Source organism: Streptomyces eurocidicus (assembly GCF_002891295.1).
Taxonomy (GTDB): domain Bacteria; phylum Actinomycetota; class Actinomycetes; order Streptomycetales; family Streptomycetaceae; genus Streptomyces; species Streptomyces eurocidicus.
Genome location: NZ_LGUI01000009.1, coordinates 162461 through 183712, shown reverse-complemented (window position 1 = coordinate 183712; position 21252 = coordinate 162461). Strand labels below are relative to the sequence as shown.

The 21252-nt window shown below is 72.4% G+C and carries 17 protein-coding genes and 1 tRNA gene; 11 read left to right on the top strand and 7 right to left on the bottom strand.

Features of this window, described 5'->3' with window-relative positions; all coding sequences use genetic code 11:
- Positions 1-271 precede the first annotated feature (271 nt).
- Positions 272-850 (top strand): GTP-binding protein, encoded by a 579-nt coding sequence (locus tag AF335_RS24825; RefSeq protein WP_244927156.1) that lies wholly within the window; start codon positions 272-274, stop codon positions 848-850.
- 81 nt (positions 851-931) lie between these two features.
- On the top strand, positions 932-2251 hold the full coding sequence (locus AF335_RS24820; protein ID WP_170127803.1) for a styrene monooxygenase/indole monooxygenase family protein: 1320 nt from the start codon (positions 932-934) through the stop codon (positions 2249-2251).
- Here AF335_RS24820 and AF335_RS24815 read toward each other — a convergent pair.
- From AF335_RS24815 to AF335_RS24800, 4 genes are all read right to left on the bottom strand, one after another.
- Positions 2158-3315, bottom strand: coding sequence for a C40 family peptidase (locus AF335_RS24815; protein ID WP_376697762.1), 1158 nt, complete (start codon positions 3313-3315; stop codon positions 2158-2160). The two genes, AF335_RS24820 and AF335_RS24815, sit on opposite strands and share 94 nt — an antisense overlap.
- Positions 3316-3491: 176 nt before the next feature.
- On the bottom strand, positions 3492-3761 hold the full coding sequence (locus tag AF335_RS24810) for a hypothetical protein (RefSeq protein WP_102920642.1): 270 nt from the start codon (positions 3759-3761) through the stop codon (positions 3492-3494).
- A gap of 296 nt (positions 3762-4057) precedes the next feature.
- Positions 4058-4849 (bottom strand): TetR/AcrR family transcriptional regulator, encoded by a 792-nt coding sequence (locus tag AF335_RS24805; protein WP_102920641.1) that lies wholly within the window; start codon positions 4847-4849, stop codon positions 4058-4060.
- A 56-nt stretch (positions 4850-4905) separates the two neighbouring features.
- Positions 4906-5847, bottom strand: coding sequence for an AurF N-oxygenase family protein (locus tag AF335_RS24800; RefSeq protein WP_102920640.1), 942 nt, complete (start codon positions 5845-5847; stop codon positions 4906-4908).
- A gap of 186 nt (positions 5848-6033) precedes the next feature.
- Between AF335_RS24800 and AF335_RS24795 the strand changes: the two genes are divergently transcribed.
- Positions 6034-7179: a ferritin-like domain-containing protein gene (locus AF335_RS24795; protein ID WP_102920639.1), complete on the top strand. Its 1146-nt coding sequence runs from the start codon at positions 6034-6036 to the stop codon at positions 7177-7179.
- Between the two features lie 359 nt (positions 7180-7538).
- A complete protein-coding gene (locus AF335_RS24790; protein ID WP_102920638.1) occupies positions 7539-8342 on the top strand; it encodes a polysaccharide deacetylase family protein in 804 nt (267 codons plus the stop codon).
- A 37-nt stretch (positions 8343-8379) separates the two neighbouring features.
- On the opposite strand, the gene AF335_RS24785 is transcribed toward AF335_RS24790, so the two are convergent.
- The 3 genes from AF335_RS24785 to AF335_RS24775 all read right to left on the bottom strand — a co-directional run bounded on the left by AF335_RS24785 (position 8380) and on the right by AF335_RS24775 (position 11325).
- On the bottom strand, positions 8380-9924 hold the full coding sequence (locus AF335_RS24785) for an amino acid permease (RefSeq protein WP_244927143.1): 1545 nt from the start codon (positions 9922-9924) through the stop codon (positions 8380-8382).
- Between the two features lie 68 nt (positions 9925-9992).
- Positions 9993-10943 (bottom strand): hypothetical protein, encoded by a 951-nt coding sequence (locus AF335_RS24780; RefSeq protein WP_228773112.1) that lies wholly within the window; start codon positions 10941-10943, stop codon positions 9993-9995.
- Between the two features lie 310 nt (positions 10944-11253).
- Positions 11254-11325: transfer RNA gene (locus AF335_RS24775), tRNA-Arg, on the bottom strand.
- A gap of 189 nt (positions 11326-11514) precedes the next feature.
- Between AF335_RS24775 and AF335_RS24770 the strand changes: the two genes are divergently transcribed.
- From AF335_RS24770 to rho, 7 genes are all read left to right on the top strand, one after another.
- Complete coding sequence (locus AF335_RS24770) at positions 11515-12048, top strand: response regulator (protein WP_184742858.1); 534 nt, start codon at positions 11515-11517, stop codon at positions 12046-12048.
- Between the two features lie 463 nt (positions 12049-12511).
- Positions 12512-13339, top strand: coding sequence for an ArgS-related anticodon-binding protein NrtL (gene nrtL, locus AF335_RS24765; protein WP_102920636.1), 828 nt, complete (start codon positions 12512-12514; stop codon positions 13337-13339).
- Between the two features lie 21 nt (positions 13340-13360).
- Positions 13361-14755, top strand: coding sequence for a diaminopimelate decarboxylase (gene lysA, locus AF335_RS24760; RefSeq protein WP_102920635.1), 1395 nt, complete (start codon positions 13361-13363; stop codon positions 14753-14755).
- 96 nt (positions 14756-14851) lie between these two features.
- A complete protein-coding gene (locus AF335_RS24755) occupies positions 14852-16144 on the top strand; it encodes a homoserine dehydrogenase (protein WP_102920634.1) in 1293 nt (430 codons plus the stop codon).
- 17 nt (positions 16145-16161) lie between these two features.
- A complete protein-coding gene (gene thrC / locus AF335_RS24750) occupies positions 16162-17253 on the top strand; it encodes a threonine synthase (RefSeq protein WP_102920633.1) in 1092 nt (363 codons plus the stop codon).
- Positions 17254-17621: 368 nt separating this feature from the next.
- Positions 17622-18536 (top strand): homoserine kinase, encoded by a 915-nt coding sequence (thrB, locus tag AF335_RS24745; protein ID WP_102920632.1) that lies wholly within the window; start codon positions 17622-17624, stop codon positions 18534-18536.
- A gap of 418 nt (positions 18537-18954) precedes the next feature.
- Positions 18955-21051, top strand: a complete 2097-nt coding sequence (gene rho, locus AF335_RS24740) for a transcription termination factor Rho (RefSeq protein WP_102920631.1) — start codon at positions 18955-18957, stop codon at positions 21049-21051.
- Positions 21052-21252 lie beyond the last annotated feature (201 nt).

Here is a 21252-nt window from a genome sequence, read left to right as displayed (position 1 = left end):
CCGGGGCACCGGTGATACCCGGGGCTTAGGGGGTGCCCAGGGCGCCGACACGGGCGGGGAGGCCGAGGCCGAGGTCAGGGAAGCCGAGGGCGACGGCGAAGCCGGGGGTGCGGCCGGGAGCGTCTGGGGTGCCAGACCCGCCGAGGCCCGCAGGGCGGCCCGCGGCGGGGGCCCCGGCGTGTCTGCCCGGGGCCCCGACGTGCCCGCTCCCGGCGCCTCCCGCGCCACCGGCTCCGCCCTCGTCGTCCGGGAGGCCCCGGCCCCGCACCCCGTGGTGCGGGGCTGGCAGACCGACCGGACCCGCGCCCCCCACGCCACCAAGATCGTCGTGGCGGGCGGCTTCGGCGTCGGCAAGACGACCTTCGTCGGCTCCGTCTCCGAGATCACCCCACTGCGCACCGAGGCCGCGATGACGGCCGCCGCCGAGACCCTCGACGACCTCACCGACACGCCCCTGAAGACCACCACCACGGTCGCCATGGACTTCGGCCGGATCACCCTCGACGCCGACCTGGTGCTGTACCTCTTCGGCACGCCGGGCCAGAAACGATTCTGGTTCATGTGGGACGACCTGGTCCGGGGCGCGATCGGCGCCGTCGTGCTGGCCGACACCCGGCGGCTGGCCGAGTGCTTCCCCGCGCTCGACTACTTCGAGACCTCCGGGCTGCCCTACATCGTCGCGCTCAACCACTTCGAGGGCTCGGCCCGCCACGAGCCCGAGGCGGTGCGCGAGGCCCTCGCCCTCCCGCGCCAGGTGCCCCTCGTGACCATGGACGCCCGGCAGCGGATCGCCGTCGTGGACACCCTGCTGATCCTCGTCGGCAGGGCACTCGACGCCACACCCGGATGAGGGACCCATGGGACCCGCGGGGTCCGCAGGGTCCATGGGATCTACGGGACCTACGGGCCCCACGGGAGGGGGAGCGGACCCGTGCGGAGCATCCTCATCGTCGGAGCCGGCCAGTCCGGGCTCCAGCTGGCACTGGCGCTCCAGGCCCGGGGGTACGACATCACCCTGATGTCGAACCGCACGCCCGAGGAGATGCGCGCGGACCGGCTGCCGTCGGCGCAGTGCCTCTTCCCCACGGCGCTGCGCCATGAGCGCGAGCTGGGCCTGGACTTCTGGACCGACCGTGCCCCGCGCATCGACGGCCTGGGCGTCTCCGTGGCCGGCCCCGCCGACCTGCCCGGTGGCGGGCACCGCCGGATGCTCGACTGGGTGGGCCGGTTCGACGGCTGGGCCCAGTCCGTCGACCCGAGGCTGAAGATGGCCGGCTGGCTGGACACCTTCGCCGACCGCGGCGGCCGGCTCGTCATCCACGGCGCGACCGTCTCCGACCTGGACTTCCTGGTACGCCGCTACGACCTGGTCCTGGTCGCCGCGGGCAAGGGCGAGCTGGCGGAGCTGTTCGGCCGGGACGCCGGCCGCTCCCCGTACGCCGTCCCGCAGCGGGCGCTCGCGGTGGCCTCCGTGCACGGGCTCGGCCCGCGCCCCGAGCACCCCGGGTTCGAGGCGGTCCGCCGCAACCTCGTGCCCGGCGTCGGCGAGCTCCTCGTCGTCCCCACGCTGACCCTCTCCGGACGTGCCGACCTCCTCTTCTGGGCCGGGGTGCCCGGCGGCCCGCTGGACGTCTTCCAGGACCTCAGGAGCCCCGGCGAGCACCTGGCGCGGACCCTGGAGCTGCTGGAGCGCTTCACCCCCTGGGAGTACGCGCGGGCCACCGCCGTCGAGCTGACGGACCCGGGCGCCACGCTGGCCGGCCGCTACGCCCCCACCGTCCGCCACCCCGTCGGGCGGCTGCCCTCGGGCGGGCTGGTCCTCGGCGTGGCCGACGCCGTCGTCGCCGACGACCCCATGACCGGCCAGGGCGCCAACTCGGCCGCCAAGTGCGCGGCCTCCTATCTGGAGTCGATCACCGAGCGCGGCGCCCTGCCCTTCGACGAGGAGTGGATGACCGGCGCCTTCGCCCGCCACTGGGAGCGGGCCCGGCACACCACCCGGTGGACCAACGCCATGCTGGCGCCGCCCGCCGCGCACCACATGGAGCTGATCGGGGCGGCGGCCGGACTCCCGCCCGTCGCCGACCGCTTCGTACGGGGGTTCGACGACCCGGCCGACTTCGAGGACTACTTCTACGACCCCGAGCGCACGGCGGCCTATGTCGCCGGGGTGGCGGCCGCGTCCAGGGCCACCGCCACCGACGAGGGGAGCGCCGACGACCCGGGCGGCGGTGGCAGCGGGGGGACGTAGTCGCGCAGCGGGGCCTCTCCCGCGTCCGGGCGGACGGCCCCCAGCAGCGGGTTCGAGGCGATCGGCGAGATCTTCACGGCCGTGCCCGGCCGCGGGGCCTGTATGACGAGGCCGTCGCCGATGTAGAGCGCGACATGCGTGGCGTCCTCGAAGTAGATCACCAGATCGCCGGGGCGCAGCCGGTCGAGCGAGACCCTCGGCAGCGTCCGCCACTGCTCCTGGCTCGTCCGGGGGATGAGGTCGCCCGCGTGCGCCCACGCCTGCGAGGTGAGGCCGGAGCAGTCGAAGGAGTCGGGCCCCGCGGAGCCCCAGACATAGGGCTTGCCGAGCTGCGCGTAGGCGTACGCGAGCGCTCTGCCGCCGGCTCTGGAGGGCGCCCGCGCGCCGCTCAGCCGGCCGGAGGAGAGGAGGGTGTGCTGGGCCTCTCCGGCCGTGCGCCGCTCCAGGCCGCGGAGCTCGGCGAGCTGCTGGGCGGAGAGCGAGGCCAGCAGCTTCTCCACCTGGGCCAGGCTGTCGTTTATGGTGTCGCGCTGTTTCTTCTGCCGGGCGGCCAGCTTCTGCTGGGCGTCGAGGGCCTTGCGTGCCCTGGCCGCGAGCTCCTCCGCCCGTCTTTCGTCATGGGTGAGCCGGTGCACCGTCGCGGCGCGGTGGCCGGCGGCGCGGGTGATCTGGTGGCTGCGGTCGAAGGCGAGCCGGGGGTCGGGGCTCAGCAGGAAGCCGAGGAAGGGGGAGAAGGCGCCGTCGGCGGCGCGGTACTGCTCCCGGGCGATGCGGCCGGCGTCGTCCCGGCTGTCGGTGAGGGCGCCGCGGGCGCGGGTGAGGTCGCCGTTCAGGCGGGCGGTCTCCTTGCGCTGCCCCTTGAGCTTCTCCTCCGTGGCGTTGTACGTCTCCGTGGCCGTCTCCGCCTTGCGGTAGAGGGCCTGGAGCCGGGCGAGCAGGGCACTGACGGGCTGGTCGGGCGGGTCGGCCGGCGCCGCGGACGCCGGGGGCGCCTGCAGTGCGACCGATGCGGCGCCGGCCACCAGCGCCGCCGTGCACACAGAGCGCACGAACCGTCCTGACACGGACTCACCTCCGTTACTGGGCGTGATCGTTTGCCCACGGAGGATCGTGGCACGGCCGGTCGTACTTACGGCAGTGGGCATGGGCGAATCCGCCTAACCCGCTCACTCCTGCGGTGCCCCCACATCACCCACATGGAGGGGCGCGCGAATGCCAGCGCGCGCCGCCTCCGGGGCCGTCACCTCCCGGGACGCGTCCATGGCCACTTGAGACCGCCCGCCGGGGCGCCCTCGGGGTCGTACACGTACTTCCACCCCTTGTGCAGCCCGAGCCGGCGGGTGGTGCCCGCCGTCTCCCGGCGGTACACATGCACGGCCGGGGCCCCGCCGTCCTCGGCGGGCACCGGTACCTCATAGGTCTTCGGTGGATGCCCGGTGGCGCCCAGCAGTACCGGCAGTACGCGCCCGTCCAGGGGCCCGCCCTCGAAGGGCGTATTTTCGCTTTTCACGCCACCAGTCTCCGTCAGGCGGGGGACGGGCTCCCGGTCGTAGCGGGTCCGTACGGGTCAGCCACGCTCTCCGCGCGGCCGGAGGGTGCGGGCATACGTTCCGCGATCACCCGGAGGTAGGCGGGGCGTCGTTACGGGCCGTATCCGAGGGGCGGGAGGCGGGAGGCGAGCGGAGGGCCGGTCGTGCGCGGGGCCGTTCCGGAGCCGCGGACCGGGCGCCGCCCCGGGCGGTGTCACTCCGGGCCGGGTCATTCCGGGCGGTGCCACCCCGCACCGGGGGGCATTCCGCGCCGGGGTCACTCCGCGCCGGGCACATCCCCTTCGGCCGCCGGGAGCTCCAGCAGGTGCCCGGAGTCCGTCACGACCTCCGCCACCCGCCGCGCCAGCCGCCCCACCGTCCCGTCCGCCGCCTCCAGGTCCAGCGCCGCCCGGGCGACCGCCGCCGCCTGCCCGTCGCTCCCCGCCGTAGCGACGAGCAGCGCCACGAAGTGGTCGACGAGCCAGTCGCGCACCTCCGCGGCCGGCGGCAGCTTGTCCTCGTCCAGCCAGATCAGCGACGCCGCCTCCACGGCCGCGATCCAGGTGCGGACCATCATCCGCAGCCGGGGGCCCGGCGAGCCCACGGCCAGGTGGGTGAGGATGTGCCCGGCCGCCGCCCGCCGCACGCCGTCCACGATCGCGCCCGTACGGGACGTCTCGGCGACGCTGCCGCCCTGGAGCAGGGCGCTGAACCCCGCGTCGTGCTCGTCGACGAACCCCAGATAGCGGTCGAGCACGGCGGCGAGCCGTTCGCTGAGCGGGCCGGTCCGCGGCTCGGCGAAGCACAGCTGGAGGTCGTCGGCCGCGCTGCGCAGCGCGGCCTCGTAGAGCTGCGGCTTGCCGCCCGGGAAGTAGCGGTACACGAGGGGCCTCGACACCCTGGCGGCGGCCGCCACGTCGTCCAGGGACACCTCTTCGGGAGCGCGGTGCGCGAAGAGCGTGAGCGCGGCGGCGATCAGCTGGGTGCGGCGCTCCTCGACGCTGAGCCTGCGGTAGGCGGCGCGCGGGGCGGGAGTCCGTGCTGCCGGGGCGGTTCCGCTGCCGTTCATGCACCGCAGCGTAACCGCCGCGCGGGAGCGCGAAACCGTGGAGCCGGTCCGTCCGTTCAGCCGAGCAGCCCCGAGCTGCGCCACAGCCGCCGCCCCGTGCCGCGCATCAGCCCGATGTCGTCCAGGAAGTCGGTGAGGCGTTTCGCGCCCGCCTGCATCACCTCGCGCCGGTGGCCGCTGGCCCGTACCTGGGCCACGGCCTCGCGGCGGTCGAGGCCCACGTTCGTATAGACGGCGGGGTTGACGAACGCCAGCGAGAAGACGCGGGCGGCCTCGCCGGCGCTCAGCCGGGTCAGCCCGGCCTCCCAGCGCGGGCAGCCCACCATCTGGCGGCGCAACTCCTCCCGCGCGTACCGCACATGGCGGGCCTCCTCCACCACATGGATGCGGGTGACGCCCCGGACGAGCGGCTGGACGCGCTCGTCGGGGAAGGTCAGCCGCTGCATGTAGTCGAGGATCTCCTCGCCGAGCAGGGTGCAGGCGAACGAACCGGGTGTGGTGGACACCGACTTGAGGATCCGGGCGAGGCCGTGGTGCAGCCGGGACACCGGGTACGCGGGGGCGCCGGACTTCTCCACCATGCGGGCGAACATCTTCGAGTGCCGGCACTCGTCGGCGATCTCGGTCAGCGCGTAGCGGACATGCGCGCTGGTCAGCGGCTTGTCGTAGAGGTGGCGCACCAGCAGCTGCATCAGGATCACCTCGAACCAGATGCCGACGGAGGCCAGCGCCGCGGCCTCGTGCCGGGACAGCTCGATGCGCTGCTCCTCGGACATCCGCCGCCACAGCGGGGTGCCGTAGAGGGAGAGCAGCTCCGGTGGCCAGAACCACTTGCCCGGGACGAGCGGCGCCGCCCAGTCCAGTTCGGTGTCCGGGTCGAAGGAGTGCCGGGCGGACGATTCGAGCAGCCGCTCGGCGACCTTCTCCCGGTCCTTGAGCGGGCCGAGCGCGTCCCGGAGCGGCTGCGGGGACGCGGTCTGGGGGGTCACGGCGGTCATGGCTGAGGACACCTCGTCTGTGAGTTACCCGCGGTCACGCTTTATGAGACTGCTTGTCAGCAAGGACGTCAATCCCCCCGGGAGACTCCGGTGACCGGTCATTGACCCGGCGGTAACCACCGTGTGAGCCTGCCGAATGGAAGGCGCGCGAGGGACGACCTGGACGACGAGGTACAGGAGGCGTCGATGACGACGCGAGAGTTCTACGCACACGAGCCGGCCGGGCCCCTGTGGGAGGTGCCGGCCTCCGGGGCCGCCCGTTTCAGCTGGGAGTACCAGGACGGCCGCGAACGACTGCTGTCCCTCTACCAGAAGGGCAAGGACAAGCAGTGGGACGCCACCACCCGCATCGACTGGGACCTCCCGGTGGACCCGTGCGACCCGCTGGGCATCCCCGACGAGAACCTGCCGGTCCACAACACCCCCTACTGGGACCGGATGACCGAGGCGGACCGGAACGAGCTGCGGCGCCTCTTCGCCTCCTGGCAGTTCAGCCAGTTCCTCCACGGTGAGCAGGGCGCCATGGTCTGCGCGGCCCGCATCGTGGAGTCCGTGCCGGACCTGGACGCGAAGTTCTACTCCGCCACCCAGACCATGGACGAGGCCCGCCACGCCGAGATCTTCGGCCGCTTCCTCCACGAGAAGGTCGGCCTCGTCTACCCGATCGAGGACAAGCTCCAGGCCCTGCTGGGCGACACCCTGCGCGACTCCCGCTGGGACATGCCCTACCTCGGTATGCAGGTCCTGATCGAGGGGCTCGCGCTCGCCGCCTTCGGCATGCTCCGCGACACCACCGACCAGCCGCTGCCCAAGCAGATCCTCGCCTACGTCATGCAGGACGAGGCCCGGCACGTCGCCTTCGGCCGGATGGCCCTGCGCGACCACTACGCCCAGCTCACCGAGAAGGAGCTGCGCGAGCGGGAGGAGTTCGTCATCGAGGGCTGCTATCTGATGCGGGACCGGCTGCGCGGGGAAGTGGTCCTCACGGACTTCGGGCTGCCCGCCGCCGAGGCCGTCGAGCTGAGCGAGCGCTCCGGCAATCTGCGGCTGTTCCGGAAGCTGCTGTTCAGCCGCATCGTGCCCTGTGTGAAGGACATCGGCCTGTGGGGCGAACGCCTGCAGCGCGCCTATGTCGACATGGGCGTCCTGGAGATGGGCGACTCCAGTCTGGACCTGCTGATGGCCCGGGACGAGGAGCTGGCCGAGCGGCTGGACGCCGAGCGCTTCGCGGCCGAGGAGGCGGCGCGCAGGGAGGAGGTGGCGGCGGTGATCGCGGCGGGCGCGGGGGAGGGGCCGGAGACGGCCGGAGGAGAGGTCGCGGAGAGGAGGTGACGGAGGGGTGAAGGAGGGGGCGAAGGGGCGGGAATGAAGTGATCAATTCCCCGAAACCCCGGTAGTGACCAGTCCGTTAACACATCACCGAACGACTCGTGGCTTCTTGGAACCTTCTTTTCGGCGACGACGTCTTCGGGTGCACCAACGGCTGCGAATGCGTGCGGATGAGCACGTGTGCATAGCCACGCGGGGATCCGGAGCACACACCGAGGGAGGGGAAGTGCATGGCACGACTGACCGCTCGGAGGCGTCACCTCACGATGACGGTGGTATCGGTTCTGTTGCTCGCCGCGACGATACCGGGCTGCGTGGCCATGGCCACGGAGGACTCGGGAAAACCTGAACGGACCCAGGGGATGAGCCCGTCCGGCAGCGGGACGGACGGGAGCAGCGGGACTGGCAGGGGCAGTGGGACCATCGGGACCGGCGGGGGCAGTGGGACCGGCGGGAGCCCCGGGGCGGCCTGGAGCGTCGGTGTGGACGGGAAGCCCGGGGTGTCCGGTACGCCGTCGTCGCCGCTGCCGTCGTCGTCACCGTCACCGCCGGAGCGGGTCTCCGCCGAGCTCACCCACGGCAGCGAGAGCCCGGGGAAGGCCGTCAACCTCACCATCGACGACGGCCCCGAACCGGGCTGGACGGTGAAGGTCCTCGACGTGCTGAGGAAGAACGGCGCCACGGCCACCTTCTGCATCATCGGCTCCCGCGCGAAGGAGTACCCCGCCCTCGTCAAGAAGGTCGTCGCGGCCGGCCACCGCCTCTGCGACCACTCCGTCGACCACAACGTGGCCATGGACAAGCGCTCCGAGTCCTACCAGCGCCAGCAGGTCCTCGACGCCCGCAAGATGATCGAGGACGCCGCGGGTGCCGGGGTCAAGGTGCCCTACTACCGTGCCCCCGGCGGCGCCTTCACCCCGTACAGCCGAGAGGTCGCCGCCTCCCACGGCATGCGGCCCCTCGGCTGGAACGTCGACACCCGCGACTGGCAGAACCCCGGCACCGACAAGATCGTCGCCACGGTGAAGCGCGAGCTCCACGAGGGCCCCACGATCCTCTTCCACGACGGCGGCGGGAACCGCGGTCAGACCGTGGCGGCCCTCGAGGAGCTGCTGCCGTGGCTCAAGGAACAGGGCTACGCCTTCGGCTATCCGACGATCCGGTAGTCGAGAAACCTTTCGCCGGACGGCTGCCGCCCTCCGGTCACCAGCGGAACGCGTCCGAGATCCCCGGAGGAGGGGAGGCCGTGGATCCCCGCAGCGGCGCGGCGTTGCGGGGATGCCCCGGGTTGAGGAACCACCGGCGGGCCGAGACCAGCCACCAGATCCCGGCGAAGCCCAGCACCGCGGCCACCGCGATCGGCGCGTAGTTGAAGGTGTCGACGGTGACCGGGCCGGACTGCGGCAGCATGAACAGCACCGTGATCAGCGCCACCCAGCAGATCGCCACGATCCCCACCGGCTTCGACCAGCGGCCCAGGTGCCAGGGCCCGCGCTCGAACGCGTCGCCCCGGCGCAGCCGCAGCAGCGTCGGCACGGCGTAGGCGAGATAGAGGCCGATGGTCGCGATGGAGGTCACGGCCGCGTACGCCGTGGAGTTGATCAGATAGGGCAGGCCGAGGACGAAGGCGCCGCCGGCGGCCAGCCACACGGCGTTCGTGGGCGTGCGCGTCTGCGGGTTGATCCGGTGCCAGACCCGGGAGAACGGCAGGGCGCCGTCCCGGGAGAAGGCGTAGATCATCCGGGAGTTCGCCGTCACGGAGGCCATCCCGCAGAACAACTGCGCCACGATCACCACGAGCAGCAGCAGCTTTCCGGCCGAGGCGCCGAGCGCGTCCAGGAAGATCTGGGCCGGCGGCACGCCCGTCGGGGTGCCGACCGTGCCGCTCCAGTCCTGGATGGCGTAGGTCAGCCCGGCCAGCAGCACGAAACCGGCGATCCACGACACCCAGATAGACCGGACGATCCCGCGGGGGCCGGCCACGGCGGCGTCGTTCGTCTCCTCCGTCATATGCGCGGACGCGTCGTAGCCGGTGAAGGTGTACTGCGCGACCAGCAGCGAGATCAGCCCCACGTACAGGCCGGAGCTCCAGCCCGTCTCGTTGACGAAGCGGGTGAAGACGAACGACGTCGACCGGTGGTGATCGGGCACGATCACCAGCGCCCCGACGATGACCACCACGCCGACCAGGTGCCACCACACGCTCACGGAGTTGAGGAACGCCACCAGCCGCACGCCGAAGGTGTTGAGCACGGCGTGCAGCAGGAGCACCGCGCCGAACAGGGCGATGGTGTGGCCGGGCGTGGCGGCGAAGCCGAACTGGAGGTCGAGATAGGCGTTGAGGAAGGACGCGGCGCCGAAGTCGATCCCGGCGGTCACCGCGACCTGCCCCAGGACGTTGAACCAGCCGGTGAACCACGCCCACGCCGCCCGCGAGCGCTCGGGCGCCATCCGGTGCGCCCAGAAGTACAGCCCGGCGGAGGTCGGGTACGAGGAGCACACCTCGGCCATCGCCAGCCCGACGACCAGGGTCATGGCGCCGACGACGACCCAGCCCCAGGTGAGCATGGCGGGGCCGCCGGTGCGCATCCCGAACCCGTACATGGTCAGGCAGCCGGAGAGCACGGAGATGATGGTGAACGAGACGGCGAAGTTGGCGAAGCCGGACATCCGGCGGGCGAGGACCTGGGTGTAACCGAGCTGCTGGAGGCGCTCTTCGTCGGAGGCGCTGGGGACGTCGAGTGGCACGCGATTCTCTCTCTCGTGGACACGGTCAAGGAATGTGCGGTGCGCGGTGCTCAGCGGTGCGTGGGGCCTTACGGGGAACCGGGCGGCCGGACGGCGCGCCGGGCCCACTCCCGGTGGCGCAGGAAGAGCTCCTCGGCGTCCCCGCAGTACGACCAGGGGACGTCGGAGGCGTACGGGCCGATGGCGCGGAACACCTCGTACGCCTCGGCGTGCCGGCCCGCGAACGCCAGGGCGTGCGCGAGGTAGTTGGCGTCGTCCATGAACTGGGCGTGGGGGACCGGCGGCCGGTGCCGCCACCAGTGCTCCAGCACCTGGTCGATGTGCGGGCAGTCGATCCAGGCGTGGATGCTCAGGCCGTAGCTGCCGGCCTCGGTCTCCATCCGGTGCCGGTGCGACTCGGCGAGCGCCACCAGCGGCAGCGTGGCGAGGGGCAGCCCCCTGGGCGAGGTGTCGGCCCGCTCCTGCGCCCAGTGGAACATCTCGGCGCCGGAACCGTGATTGCGGCCGAAGAAGTAGGCGAGCACCTCGTGGTGCGCCTCGCGGTTGTACGGGTCCCGCGCCTCGACCTCGGCCCAGACCTGCCGCAGCACGTCACGGCCGGGGGCGTGCACCCGGATGAGCGCGAGCATCACCACCCAGGGCGAGGGGTCGGCGGGCTCGGCCTCGGCCGCGGCGAGACAGGCGGCCCAGGCCCCTTCCATCTCCGCCCGGCCCTCGCCCACACCACTGATGATCGACCGCAGCGCCCGCACATGGGCCAGCAGCGCCAGCGCGTCCGCGGACCGGGGCTCGGCCCGCGCCCAGGTGTCGGCGAACCGGAACCGCGCCCCGGCCCGTGCCAGCACCTGGAGCCGGAAGATCCGCCGGTCCCAGTCCCGCCCACTGGCGGCCAGCAGATCCCGGGGCCCCTCCCACCGCCCCATGGCTGCGTCCTCCAGCACCCCCCGCAACGGCAGATCGTCCCGCGCGGGATGCCGGTCCACCACCGGCCGTCGTCCGTCGCCTCGCCGCAATCTCATGCGGACTTCCTCCTGATGAGCCATCAAGAAGGCAGGGCGACAGGCGACTTGCCGGACCCGGCCGTCACGTGATGCCCCCCGGGGCGGCACCCTACCCCGCGGGGGCGAAGGGATGGCGTCGAACGACTGGGGCGGATGAGATTGAATTTTCGACAGAAAATTCGACGGGAGGAGGGCGGCGCGGCCTGAGGGGTGCGCCGCGAACACTGAGGGAAAACAAAAGAGGGCGGGAGTCAGTGAGACTGACTCCCGCCCTCTTCTTTCGGCATCCGCCCTGGTCACCCAGGAATCTTCCTAGGTGTCAGGCGAGTGCCCCCGGCAGGATTCGAACCTGCGCACACGGCTCCGGAGGCCGTTGCTCTATCCCCTGAGCTACGGGGGCTTGCTTGTCGCTCGCTTGTCGCGGTGACGGGTAGAACACTACCAGCTCCAGAAGGGTGCCCCGCAACGTGGTTTGAGGGGAGGTCGGAGAGGGGTGGGAGAAGGGGGACCCCGGGGTGGTGGGGCGGGGTAGCGCATGGGGTGGGGGCTCGGGTGATGGTCGGGGAAAGCTCGCCCGCACGGGGTGGAAGTGGGGAAAACCCGGACGCAGCGTGGCGGGCGCGCTTACTCTCGGGGTGTGCCTGGCTTGTCCGGCCGGGTCCTTGTCGTCGACGACAACAAGGTCATCCGGCAGCTGATCAGGGTCAACCTCGAACTTGAAGGCTTCGAGGTCGTGACCGCGGCCGATGGTGCCGAGTGCCTGGAGATCGTGCACCGTGTCCGGCCCGATGTGGTGACTCTGGACGTCGTCATGCCCCGGCTCGACGGGCTGCATACGGCCGCGCGGCTGCGGGCCGACGCGCGGACCCGCGACATACCGATCGCGATCATCAGCGCGTGCACCCAGCTGGAGGTCGACAGCGGCCGCTCGGCCGGAGTCGACGCGTTCCTGGCCAAGCCGTTCGAGCCGACCGAGATGGTCCGGCTCGTCCGGAGGCTGATGCGGCGCCGTAAGGGAGGGGGCGATGACCCGTTGCCGGGGGCCCCGGCCCCCGGGGACACCGAAGCGGTCCGCGATGTGGAGTTCATCTGCGGGGTGGAATCCGCCTGGGGAGCGGACTGACCCGGTCCGGTACGGCTGACATGCGCCGCGCCGGATGGAACGCATCCGGATGCCCCCGCCCGTACGGATCCCGGGTCGAGCCCGTCCGGGACGGCGCCCGCCTCCGAGGAGTGCCGCAGCTGAACCATCCGGAGCTGAATCATCCGGGGCTGAACCAGCTGGGGCGGCGCCCGCCTCCGAGGGATGTCGGAGCTGAACCGTCCGAGGTGGCGCCCGCCTCCGAGGGATGCCGGAGCCGAACCGTCCAGGGCGGCCCCGCCTCCGAGGGACGCCGGAGCCGAAGCATCCGGGACCGGCCCCCGCCCCCAAGGAATCCCGGAGCCGAAGCAATCCGGGACCAGCCCCCCGCCCCCGCGGAATCCCAGGCTCCCCGTCGTCCCCCCTCCGTGTGACCCCCGCCGCCCGTCCCACCCATCGAAACCTGCTGGCCTGACCTCCCCCTCTCTCCCCTAGGCTTGGGGCTGTGACCCCCGCCGATCTCACTCGCACCGTGTTGCACACCGTGCGTCGCGCCGTCGAGGCAGACGAGCTGCCCGCCGTCGTGCCGGACCGGGTCACCGTGCGGGTCCCCTCCCGGCCGGGGTGCGGGGACTACGCCACCAATGTCGCCCTCCGTGTCGCCCAGGGCACCGGACGGCCCGCCGCCGAGGTCGCCGAGGTGCTGCGCCGCCGGCTGGCCGCCGAGCCGGGGATCGCCCGGGTCGACGTCGCCGGGCCCGGGTTCCTGAACGTCACCCTTGTCGGGGACCCCGCCCTCCAGGTCGTACGGGACGTGCTCCGTGAGCGGCCGGCCCCCGCCGCCCCGCTGACCCTCCCCGCGCCCGACCCCGCGCTGCTGCGCCGCCTCGGCCCCGACGCCGCCCGCTGGAGCCAGGTCAGCCCGCCCGGGCTCGACCGCGCCGGGCTCCTCGTCCAGCGCGAGAGCAACCCCCTCTTCCGCGTCCGCTACGCCCACGCGCGCAGCCGGGCGCTCCTGCGCAACGCCCATGACCTGGGGTTCGCCCCCGAGCCCGGAGAGGTCGGCGACGCCACCGCGCTGCCCGGCCTCCTCACCCTGCTCACCGACCACCCCCGGGTCACCGCCGCCCGCAGCCCCGAGCGCCTCGCCCGGCACCTGGAGCGGCTCGCCGACGCCTTTCTGAGATGGCAGACGGAGTGCCCCGTCCTGCCCCGCGGTGACGAGAAACCCTTGGCCGTCCACCGTGCCCGCCTGGCCCTCGCCCGGGCCGCGGGCACCGTGCTGGCCGACGGCCTCCACCAGCTCGGCATCACCGCACCCGCCCATCTCTGAAAATCCGAGGAGATCAGAGCCATGAGCCGCTCCGCCCACCCCGCCGGGCCCCGCTACGCCGACGTCCTGCCCGAAGGGCACTACACCGCGCCGCCCGCCGACCTCAACGCCCTCGACCCCCGCGTCTGGTCCCGCACGGTCGGCCGCCGTGCCGAGGACGGCGTCGTCACCGTCGGCGGGATCGGCGTCGACCGGCTCGCCGAGGAGTTCGGCACCCCCGCCTACTTCCTCGACGAGGACGACTTCCGGGCCCGCTGCCGCGCCTGGCGCGACGCCTTCGGCACCGAGGCCGACGTGTTCTACGCCGGGAAGGCGTTCCTCTCGCGGGCCGTCGTCCGCTGGCTGCACGAGGAAGGGCTGAACCTCGACGTCTGCTCGGCCGGCGAGCTCGCCACCGCCCTCGCCGCCGGCATGCCCGCCGAGCGCATCGCCCTGCACGGCAACAACAAGTCCCCCGAGGAGATCACCCGCGCCGTCGAGGCGGGCGTCGGGCGGATCGTCCTCGACTCCTTCCAGGAGATCGTCCGCGTCGCGCACATCGCCGAGCGGCTCGGCAAGCGCCAGCGCGTCCAGATCCGGGTCACCGTCGGCGTCGAGGCGCACACCCACGAGTTCATCGCCACCGCGCACGAGGACCAGAAGTTCGGCCTCGCGCTCGTCGGCGGCCAGGCCGCCGAGGCCGTCCGCCGGGCCCTGAAGCTCGACGGGCTGGAGCTCATCGGCATCCACTCCCACATCGGCTCGCAGATCTTCGACACCTCCGGCTTCGAGGTCGCCGCCCACCGGGTCGTCGGCCTGCTCAAGGAGATCCGCGACGAGCACGGCGTCGAGCTCCCCGAGATCGACCTCGGCGGCGGCCTCGGCATCGCCTACACCTCCGACGACGACCCCCGCGAGCCCCACGAGATCGCCCGGGCGCTGAACGACATCGTCACCCGCGAGTGCGCGGCGGCCGGCCTCGCCGTGCCGCGGCTCTCGGTCGAGCCCGGCCGCGCCATCGTCGGCCCCACCGCCTTCACCCTCTACGAGGTGGGCACCACCAAGGAGCTGCCGGGCCTGCGGACGTACGTCAGCGTCGACGGCGGTATGTCCGACAACATCCGCACCGCGCTGTACGACGCGGAGTACAGCGTCGCGCTGGTCTCCCGGACCTCCACGGCCGAGCCGATGCTCTCGCGCGTCGTCGGCAAGCACTGCGAATCGGGTGACATCGTCGTACGCGACGCCTTCCTGCCCGCCGACGTGGCCCCCGGCGACCTGCTCGCCGTGCCCGCGACCGGCGCGTACTGCCGCTCCATGGCCAGCAACTACAACCACGCGCTGCGCCCGCCCGTGGTGGCGGTCAAGGACGGCGCGGCACGAGTGATCGTCCGGCGCGAGACCGAAGAAGATCTTTTTCGCCTCGATGTCGGCTGACGGTAATGAAGATCTCGGATACTGGACGGGTTGGGAAACCTCAGTCCAGTGAGTGAGACTGGTGCACTAGCCAAGATGTATGAGAAACGAGGTCGGATGATGCGTACGCGTCCGCTGAAGGTGGCGCTGCTGGGCTGTGGAGTGGTCGGCTCAGAGGTGGCGCGCATCATGACGACGCACGCCGACGACCTCGCGGCGCGCATCGGGGCACCGGTCGAGCTCGCGGGCATCGCCGTGCGCCGCCCCGGCCGGGTGCGCGCGGGCGTGCCCGAGGAGCTGATCACCACCGATGCCACCGCCCTCGTCAAACGGGGCGACATCGACGTGGTCGTCGAGGTCATCGGTGGCATCGAGCCGGCCCGCGCCCTGATCACGGCCGCCTTCGAGCAGGGCGCCAGCGTCGTCTCGGCCAACAAGGCGCTGCTCGCAGGCGACGGCGCGGCCCTGCACGCCGCCGCCGAGCGGCACGGCGCCGACCTCTACTACGAGGCCGCCGTCGCCGGCGCCATCCCGCTCGTCCGGCCGCTGCGCGAGTCCCTCGCCGGCGACAAGGTCAACCGGGTGCTCGGCATCGTCAACGGCACCACCAACTTCATCCTCGACAAGATGGACTCCAGCGGCGCGGGCTACTCCGAGGCGCTCGACGAGGCCACCGCCCTGGGCTACGCCGAGGCCGACCCGACCGCCGACGTCGAGGGCTTCGACGCCGCCGCGAAGGCCGCGATCCTCGCCGGCATCGCCTTCCACACCCGGGTACGCCTCGACGACGTCTATCGCGAGGGCATGACGGAGGTCACCGCATCGGACTTCGCTTCGGCGAAGCAGATGGGCTGCACCATCAAGCTCCTCGCGATCTGCGAGCGCGCGGCGGACGGCAAGTCGGTCACCGCCCGCGTGCACCCGGCGATGATCCCGCTCAGCCACCCGCTGGCCTCCGTCCGCGAGGCGTACAACGCCGTCTTCGTCGAGGCCGAGGCGGCCGGCCAGCTGATGTTCTACGGACCGGGCGCCGGCGGCTCGCCGACCGCCTCCGCGGTCCTCGGCGACCTCGTCGCCGTCTGCCGCAACAAGCTCGCCGAGTCCACCGGGCCCGGCGAGTCGGCCTACACGCGCCTGCCGGTGAGCCCGATGGGCGAGGTGGTCACGCGCTACCACATCAGCCTCGACGTCGCCGACAAGCCGGGTGTCCTCGCCCAGGTCGCCACCGTCTTCGCCGCCCACGGCGTGTCCATCGACACGGTCCGCCAGACGGGCAAGGACGGCGAGGCGTCCCTCGTCGTGGTCACCCACCGCGCCGCCGACGCCGCCCTGTCGGCGACCGTCGAGGCGCTGCGCAAGCTCGACACGGTCCGTGGTGTCGCCAGCATCATGCGCGTCGAAGGCGAATAAGGGGAGTTACGAAAGCAATGTCTGCCATCAACAGCCCTCGGGCATCCGGCACCACGCACCAGTGGCGCGGCATCATCGAGGAGTACCGCGACCGGCTGCCGGTCACGGCCGACACGCCCGTGGTCACGCTGCGCGAGGGCGGCACGCCGCTCGTCCCCGCCCAGGTGCTCTCCGAGCGCACCGGCTGCGAGGTCCACCTCAAGGTCGAGGGCGCCAACCCCACCGGTTCCTTCAAGGACCGCGGCATGACCATGGCCATCACGCGGGCCAAGGAGGAGGGCGCCAAGGCGGTCATCTGCGCCTCCACCGGCAACACCTCCGCCTCCGCCGCGGCCTACGCCGTACGCGCCGGAATGGTCTGCGCCGTCCTGGTGCCCCAGGGCAAGATCGCACTCGGCAAGATGGGCCAGGCCCTGGTCCACGGCGCCCGGATCCTCCAGGTCGACGGCAACTTCGACGACTGCCTGACCCTGGCCCGCGGACTCTCCGAGAAGTACCCCGTCGCCCTGGTCAACTCCGTCAACCCGGTGCGCATCGAGGGCCAGAAGACCGCCGCCTTCGAGATCGTCGACGCGCTGGGCGACGCGCCCGACATCCATGTGCTCCCGGTCGGCAACGCCGGCAACATCACCGCCTACTGGCGGGGCTACCGCGAGTACGCCGCGGATGCCATCGCCACCCGCACCCCCCGGATGTGGGGCTTCCAGGCGGCCGGCTCCGCGCCCATCGTGCGCGGCGCGCCGGTGCTCGACCCGCACACCATCGCCACCGCGATCCGCATCGGCAACCCCGCCTCGTGGAAGTTCGCCGAGGAGGCGCGGGACGAGTCCGGCGGCCTCATCGACGAGGTGACCGACCGACAGATCCTGGCCGCCTACCGCCTGTTGGCCTCCCAGGAGGGCGTCTTCGTCGAGCCCGCCTCGGCCGCGAGCGTCGCCGGCCTGCTCAAGGCCGCCGAGGCGGGCCTGGTCGACCCCGGCCAGCGCATCGTCTGTACGGTCACGGGCAACGGCCTGAAGGACCCCGACTGGGCCGTCGCGGGCGCCCCGCAGCCGATCACCGTTCCGGTGGACGCCGCGGTGGCCGCGGAGCGGCTGGGCCTGGCCTGACCCCTGTCCGACCCCCGGGGCCCGGCCCCGGGGTTCCGGTTCCGCACCCACCGGACGGAACACGCCCGGACCGCGCGCGAGAGCGTCCGGTACGGGCGGAGCGCCGAACCCGTCCGGTGAGCGCGGACCGAATCCGGGCCCGGCGGGCCCGGATCCCGTCCACCGCGCCGCCGAAACCGGCGTACCGCGGGGCGACACGCATCGTGCGCCTCCTGTGCGCCCTATGTCGCCGCAGAACCTTCCTTCGATAGGCTGTACTCACTCCGCCCCGTCGCAGACCCCTGCCGCCCCCACGCGGCATCGCCGTCGCGGCCCCTTGCGGACGTTGCACGCCCCACCGAGGCCACACCAAGGAGAGTCATCGAGCGATGGCCGGTCCCGCCTTCCGCGCCGCCGCTGTCCGCGTGCGCACCCCCGCCACCAGCGCGAACCTCGGCCCGGGCTTCGACGCCTTCGGCCTGTCCCTGGGCCTCTACGACGACATCGTGGTCCGGGTGGCCGAGTCCGGCCTGCACATCGACATCGCGGGCGAGGGCGCCGAGACCCTCCCGCGCGACGAGAACCACCTGCTCGTACGATCCCTGCGCACCGCCTTCGACCTGCTCGGCGGCCAGCCGCGCGGCCTGGAGATCGTCTGCGCCAACCGCATTCCGCACGGCCGGGGCCTCGGTTCCTCGTCCGCCGCGATCTGCGCGGGGATAGTCGCCGCCCGCGCCGTGACGATAGGCGGGGCCGAGAAGCTCGACGACGCGGCGCTGCTGGAGCTCGCCACGGAGATCGAGGGGCACCCGGACAACGTCGCGGCCTGTCTGCTCGGCGGCTTCACCCTGTCGTGGATGGAGTCCGGAGTGGCGCGGGCCATTCGGATGAACCCCTCGGATTCCATCGTTCCGGTGGTCTTCGTACCCGCGAACGCGGTCCTGACCGAGACCGCGAGGGGGCTGCTGCCGCGCAGCGTCCCCCATGTGGACGCGGCGGCCAACGCCGGGCGCGCGGCACTGCTCGTGGAGGCCATGACCAGGCGCCCCGAGCTGCTGCTGCCGGCCACCGAGGACCGCCTCCACCAGGACTACCGGGCCCCGGCGATGCCGGAGAGCGGTGCCCTGGTCAACCGACTGCGCGCGGACGGCGTCCCCGCGGTCATCTCCGGTGCGGGCCCCACGGTCCTCGCACTGGTCGAGAACGGTGCGGCCGACAAGGTCGCACAGCTGGCGGGCGAGGGGTGGGCGGCCAACCGGCTGGCCCTCGACGCCGGGGGGACGAGCGTGCTGCCGCTCGCCTGAACACCGCGGGACCCGGGGCCTCCCGGGACCCGCGAAAAATAGCGGTTGCCGGTCTTGGAGAGGGGGAATGTTTGTGGGATCCGGTAGTGTTAACCTCAAGTCTGCACTCGAAGCCACATCGGCTCGGTGCTCTGTGTCCCGATCAGGGACCGCTTTTCTTCCGGGAGCCTCCCAAACTGCCTGAGCAGCCTGCCTGAGCAGATTCGAGCACGCTCCGGAATCGGCGTGGGTGACATGAGTGAAGTTGTTACGTCATGTCTTCACCTCATTTCTTCACGCCGGAACCAATGAACTGATTCTTCCGCCGTACCGGCGGACCACCGCCCCGGCCCGGTCCGCACAGCCAGACCGCAGCCGGACAGCACAACCGGTCGCCGAGCCAGACAGGCCGACGCCCGCTCCAGGGAAGGACCCCTTCGTGAGCGACACCACCGATCTGATGGGCGTGACCGCCTCCGGCACTGCCAGCAGTGCCGCGGGCAATGCCTCCGCGCCCGCCACGGACGCTCCCGCCGCGCCTGCCACCGGTGCTGCCACCGCCCCCAAGCGGCGACGCTCGGGCACGGGCCTCGACGCCATGGTCCTGGCCGAGCTCCAGCAGCTCGCCTCCAGCCTCGGCATCAAGGGCACCGCGCGGATGCGTAAAGGCCAGCTGATCGAGGTCATCAAGGAACGGCAGGCCGGCTCCGCCGCGCCCGCCAAGGCCGACGACCAGGCCGCGGAGACCAAGCCGAAGCGCCGCGCCACCTCCAAGGCCCGTACGGGCGAGGCGGCCGCGGAGAAGGCCGAGAAGGCCGAGAAGACCGCTGCCCAGCAGCAGATCGAGATCCCGGGCCAGCCGTCCCCCAAGCTCTCGGCTTCGCTCGAGCAGGGAGGTGCCCCCACCGACGAGCAGCCGGCCGGCGAGCGCCGCCGCCGTCGGGCCACCGCGCCCTCCGGCAGCCCCGAGCCCGCCGCCGAGGCCAAGGCCGAGGCGCGGACCGAGGACCGGGCGGCCGACAAGGCCGAGTCGGCGCTGGACGGCGCCGAGGGCAAGGGCGCCAAGGGCGCCGACCGCCAGGACCGCGCCGAGCGCGGCCAGAAGGGCGACCGCCGCGACCGCCAGGACCGTGGCGAGCGGGGCGAGCGCGGCCAGCGCGGCGACCGTGACCGCGACCGCCGTGGCAACCGTGGCGAGGACGCCGGCCAGCAGGGCGCCGGCCGCCAGCAGCGCGACAACCGCGGCGCGCCGCAGGGCGGCCAGGGCGGCCAGGCCGGCCCGCAGGACGACGACGACTTCGAGGGCGGCCGGCGCGGCCGGCGCGGGCGCTACCGCGACCGCCGTGGCCGCCGTGGCCGTGACGAGGGCTTCGGCAACGAGCCGCAGGTCTCCGACGACGACGTCCTGATCCCCGTCGCGGGCATCCTGGACATCCTCGACAACTACGCCTTCATCCGGACGTCCGGCTACCTCCCGGGCCCGAACGACGTCTACGTCTCCCTCGCCCAGGTCCGTAAGAACGGCCTGCGCAAGGGCGACCACGTCACCGGCGCGGTCCGGCAGCCGAAGGACGGCGAGCGGCGCGAGAAGTTCAACGCCCTTGTCCGCCTCGACTCGGCCAACGGCATGTCGGCCGAATCCGGCCGTGGCCGCCCGGAGTTCAACAAGCTCACCCCGCTCTACCCGCAGGACCGCCTGCGGTTGGAGACGGACCCCGGTGTGCTGACGACCCGGATCATCGACCTGGTCGCGCCGATCGGCAAGGGCCAGCGCGGTCTGATCGTGGCCCCGCCGAAGACCGGCAAGACCATGATCATGCAGGCGATCGCCAACGCGATCACCACCAACAACCCCGAGTGCCACCTGATGGTCGTCCTGGTCGACGAGCGTCCGGAAGAGGTCACCGACATGCAGCGGTCGGTCAAGGGCGAGGTCATCTCCTCGACCTTCGACCGCCCGGCCGAGGACCACACCACCGTCGCCGAGCTGGCCATCGAGCGCGCCAAGCGCCTCGTGGAGCTGGGTCACGACGTGGTCGTCCTGCTGGACTCGATCACCCGTCTGGGCCGTGCCTACAACCTGGCCGCCCCGGCCTCGGGCCGCATCCTGTCCGGTGGTGTCGACTCGACCGCGCTCTACCCGCCGAAGAAGTTCTTCGGCGCCGCGCGCAACATCGAGGACGGCGGCTCGCTGACCATCCTGGCCACCGCGCTGGTCGAGACCGGCTCGCGCATGGACGAGGTGATCTTCGAGGAGTTCAAGGGCACCGGCAACATGGAGCTCAAGCTCGACCGGAAGCTCGCCGACAAGCGCATCTTCCCGGCGGTCGACGTCGACCCGTCCGGCACCCGCAAGGAGGAGATCCTCCTGGGCGCCGACGAGCTGGCGATCGTCTGGAAGCTGCGGCGGGTGCTGCACGCGCTCGACTCGCAGCAGGCCATCGAGCTGCTTCTCGACAAGATGAAGCAGACGAAGTCGAATGCCGAGTTCCTGATGCAGATCGCGAAGACGACGCCGTCGAACGGCAACGACTGATCGCGGTCCGCGTAGGCGGCACCACGCGCATTACCGGGGCCTCCCCGCCGCATTCGTGGCGGGGAGGCCCCGCGCGTTCCCCGTGCCGGGAGGCCCTGCGGGGGGCCTTTCCCCAGCCCCGCCCCTTCCCGTAACCGGGGGCAAGCCCCCCGACCCCCTTCCGCGCGGTGGCCTCAAACGCCGGCCAGGCTGGATTTTCGC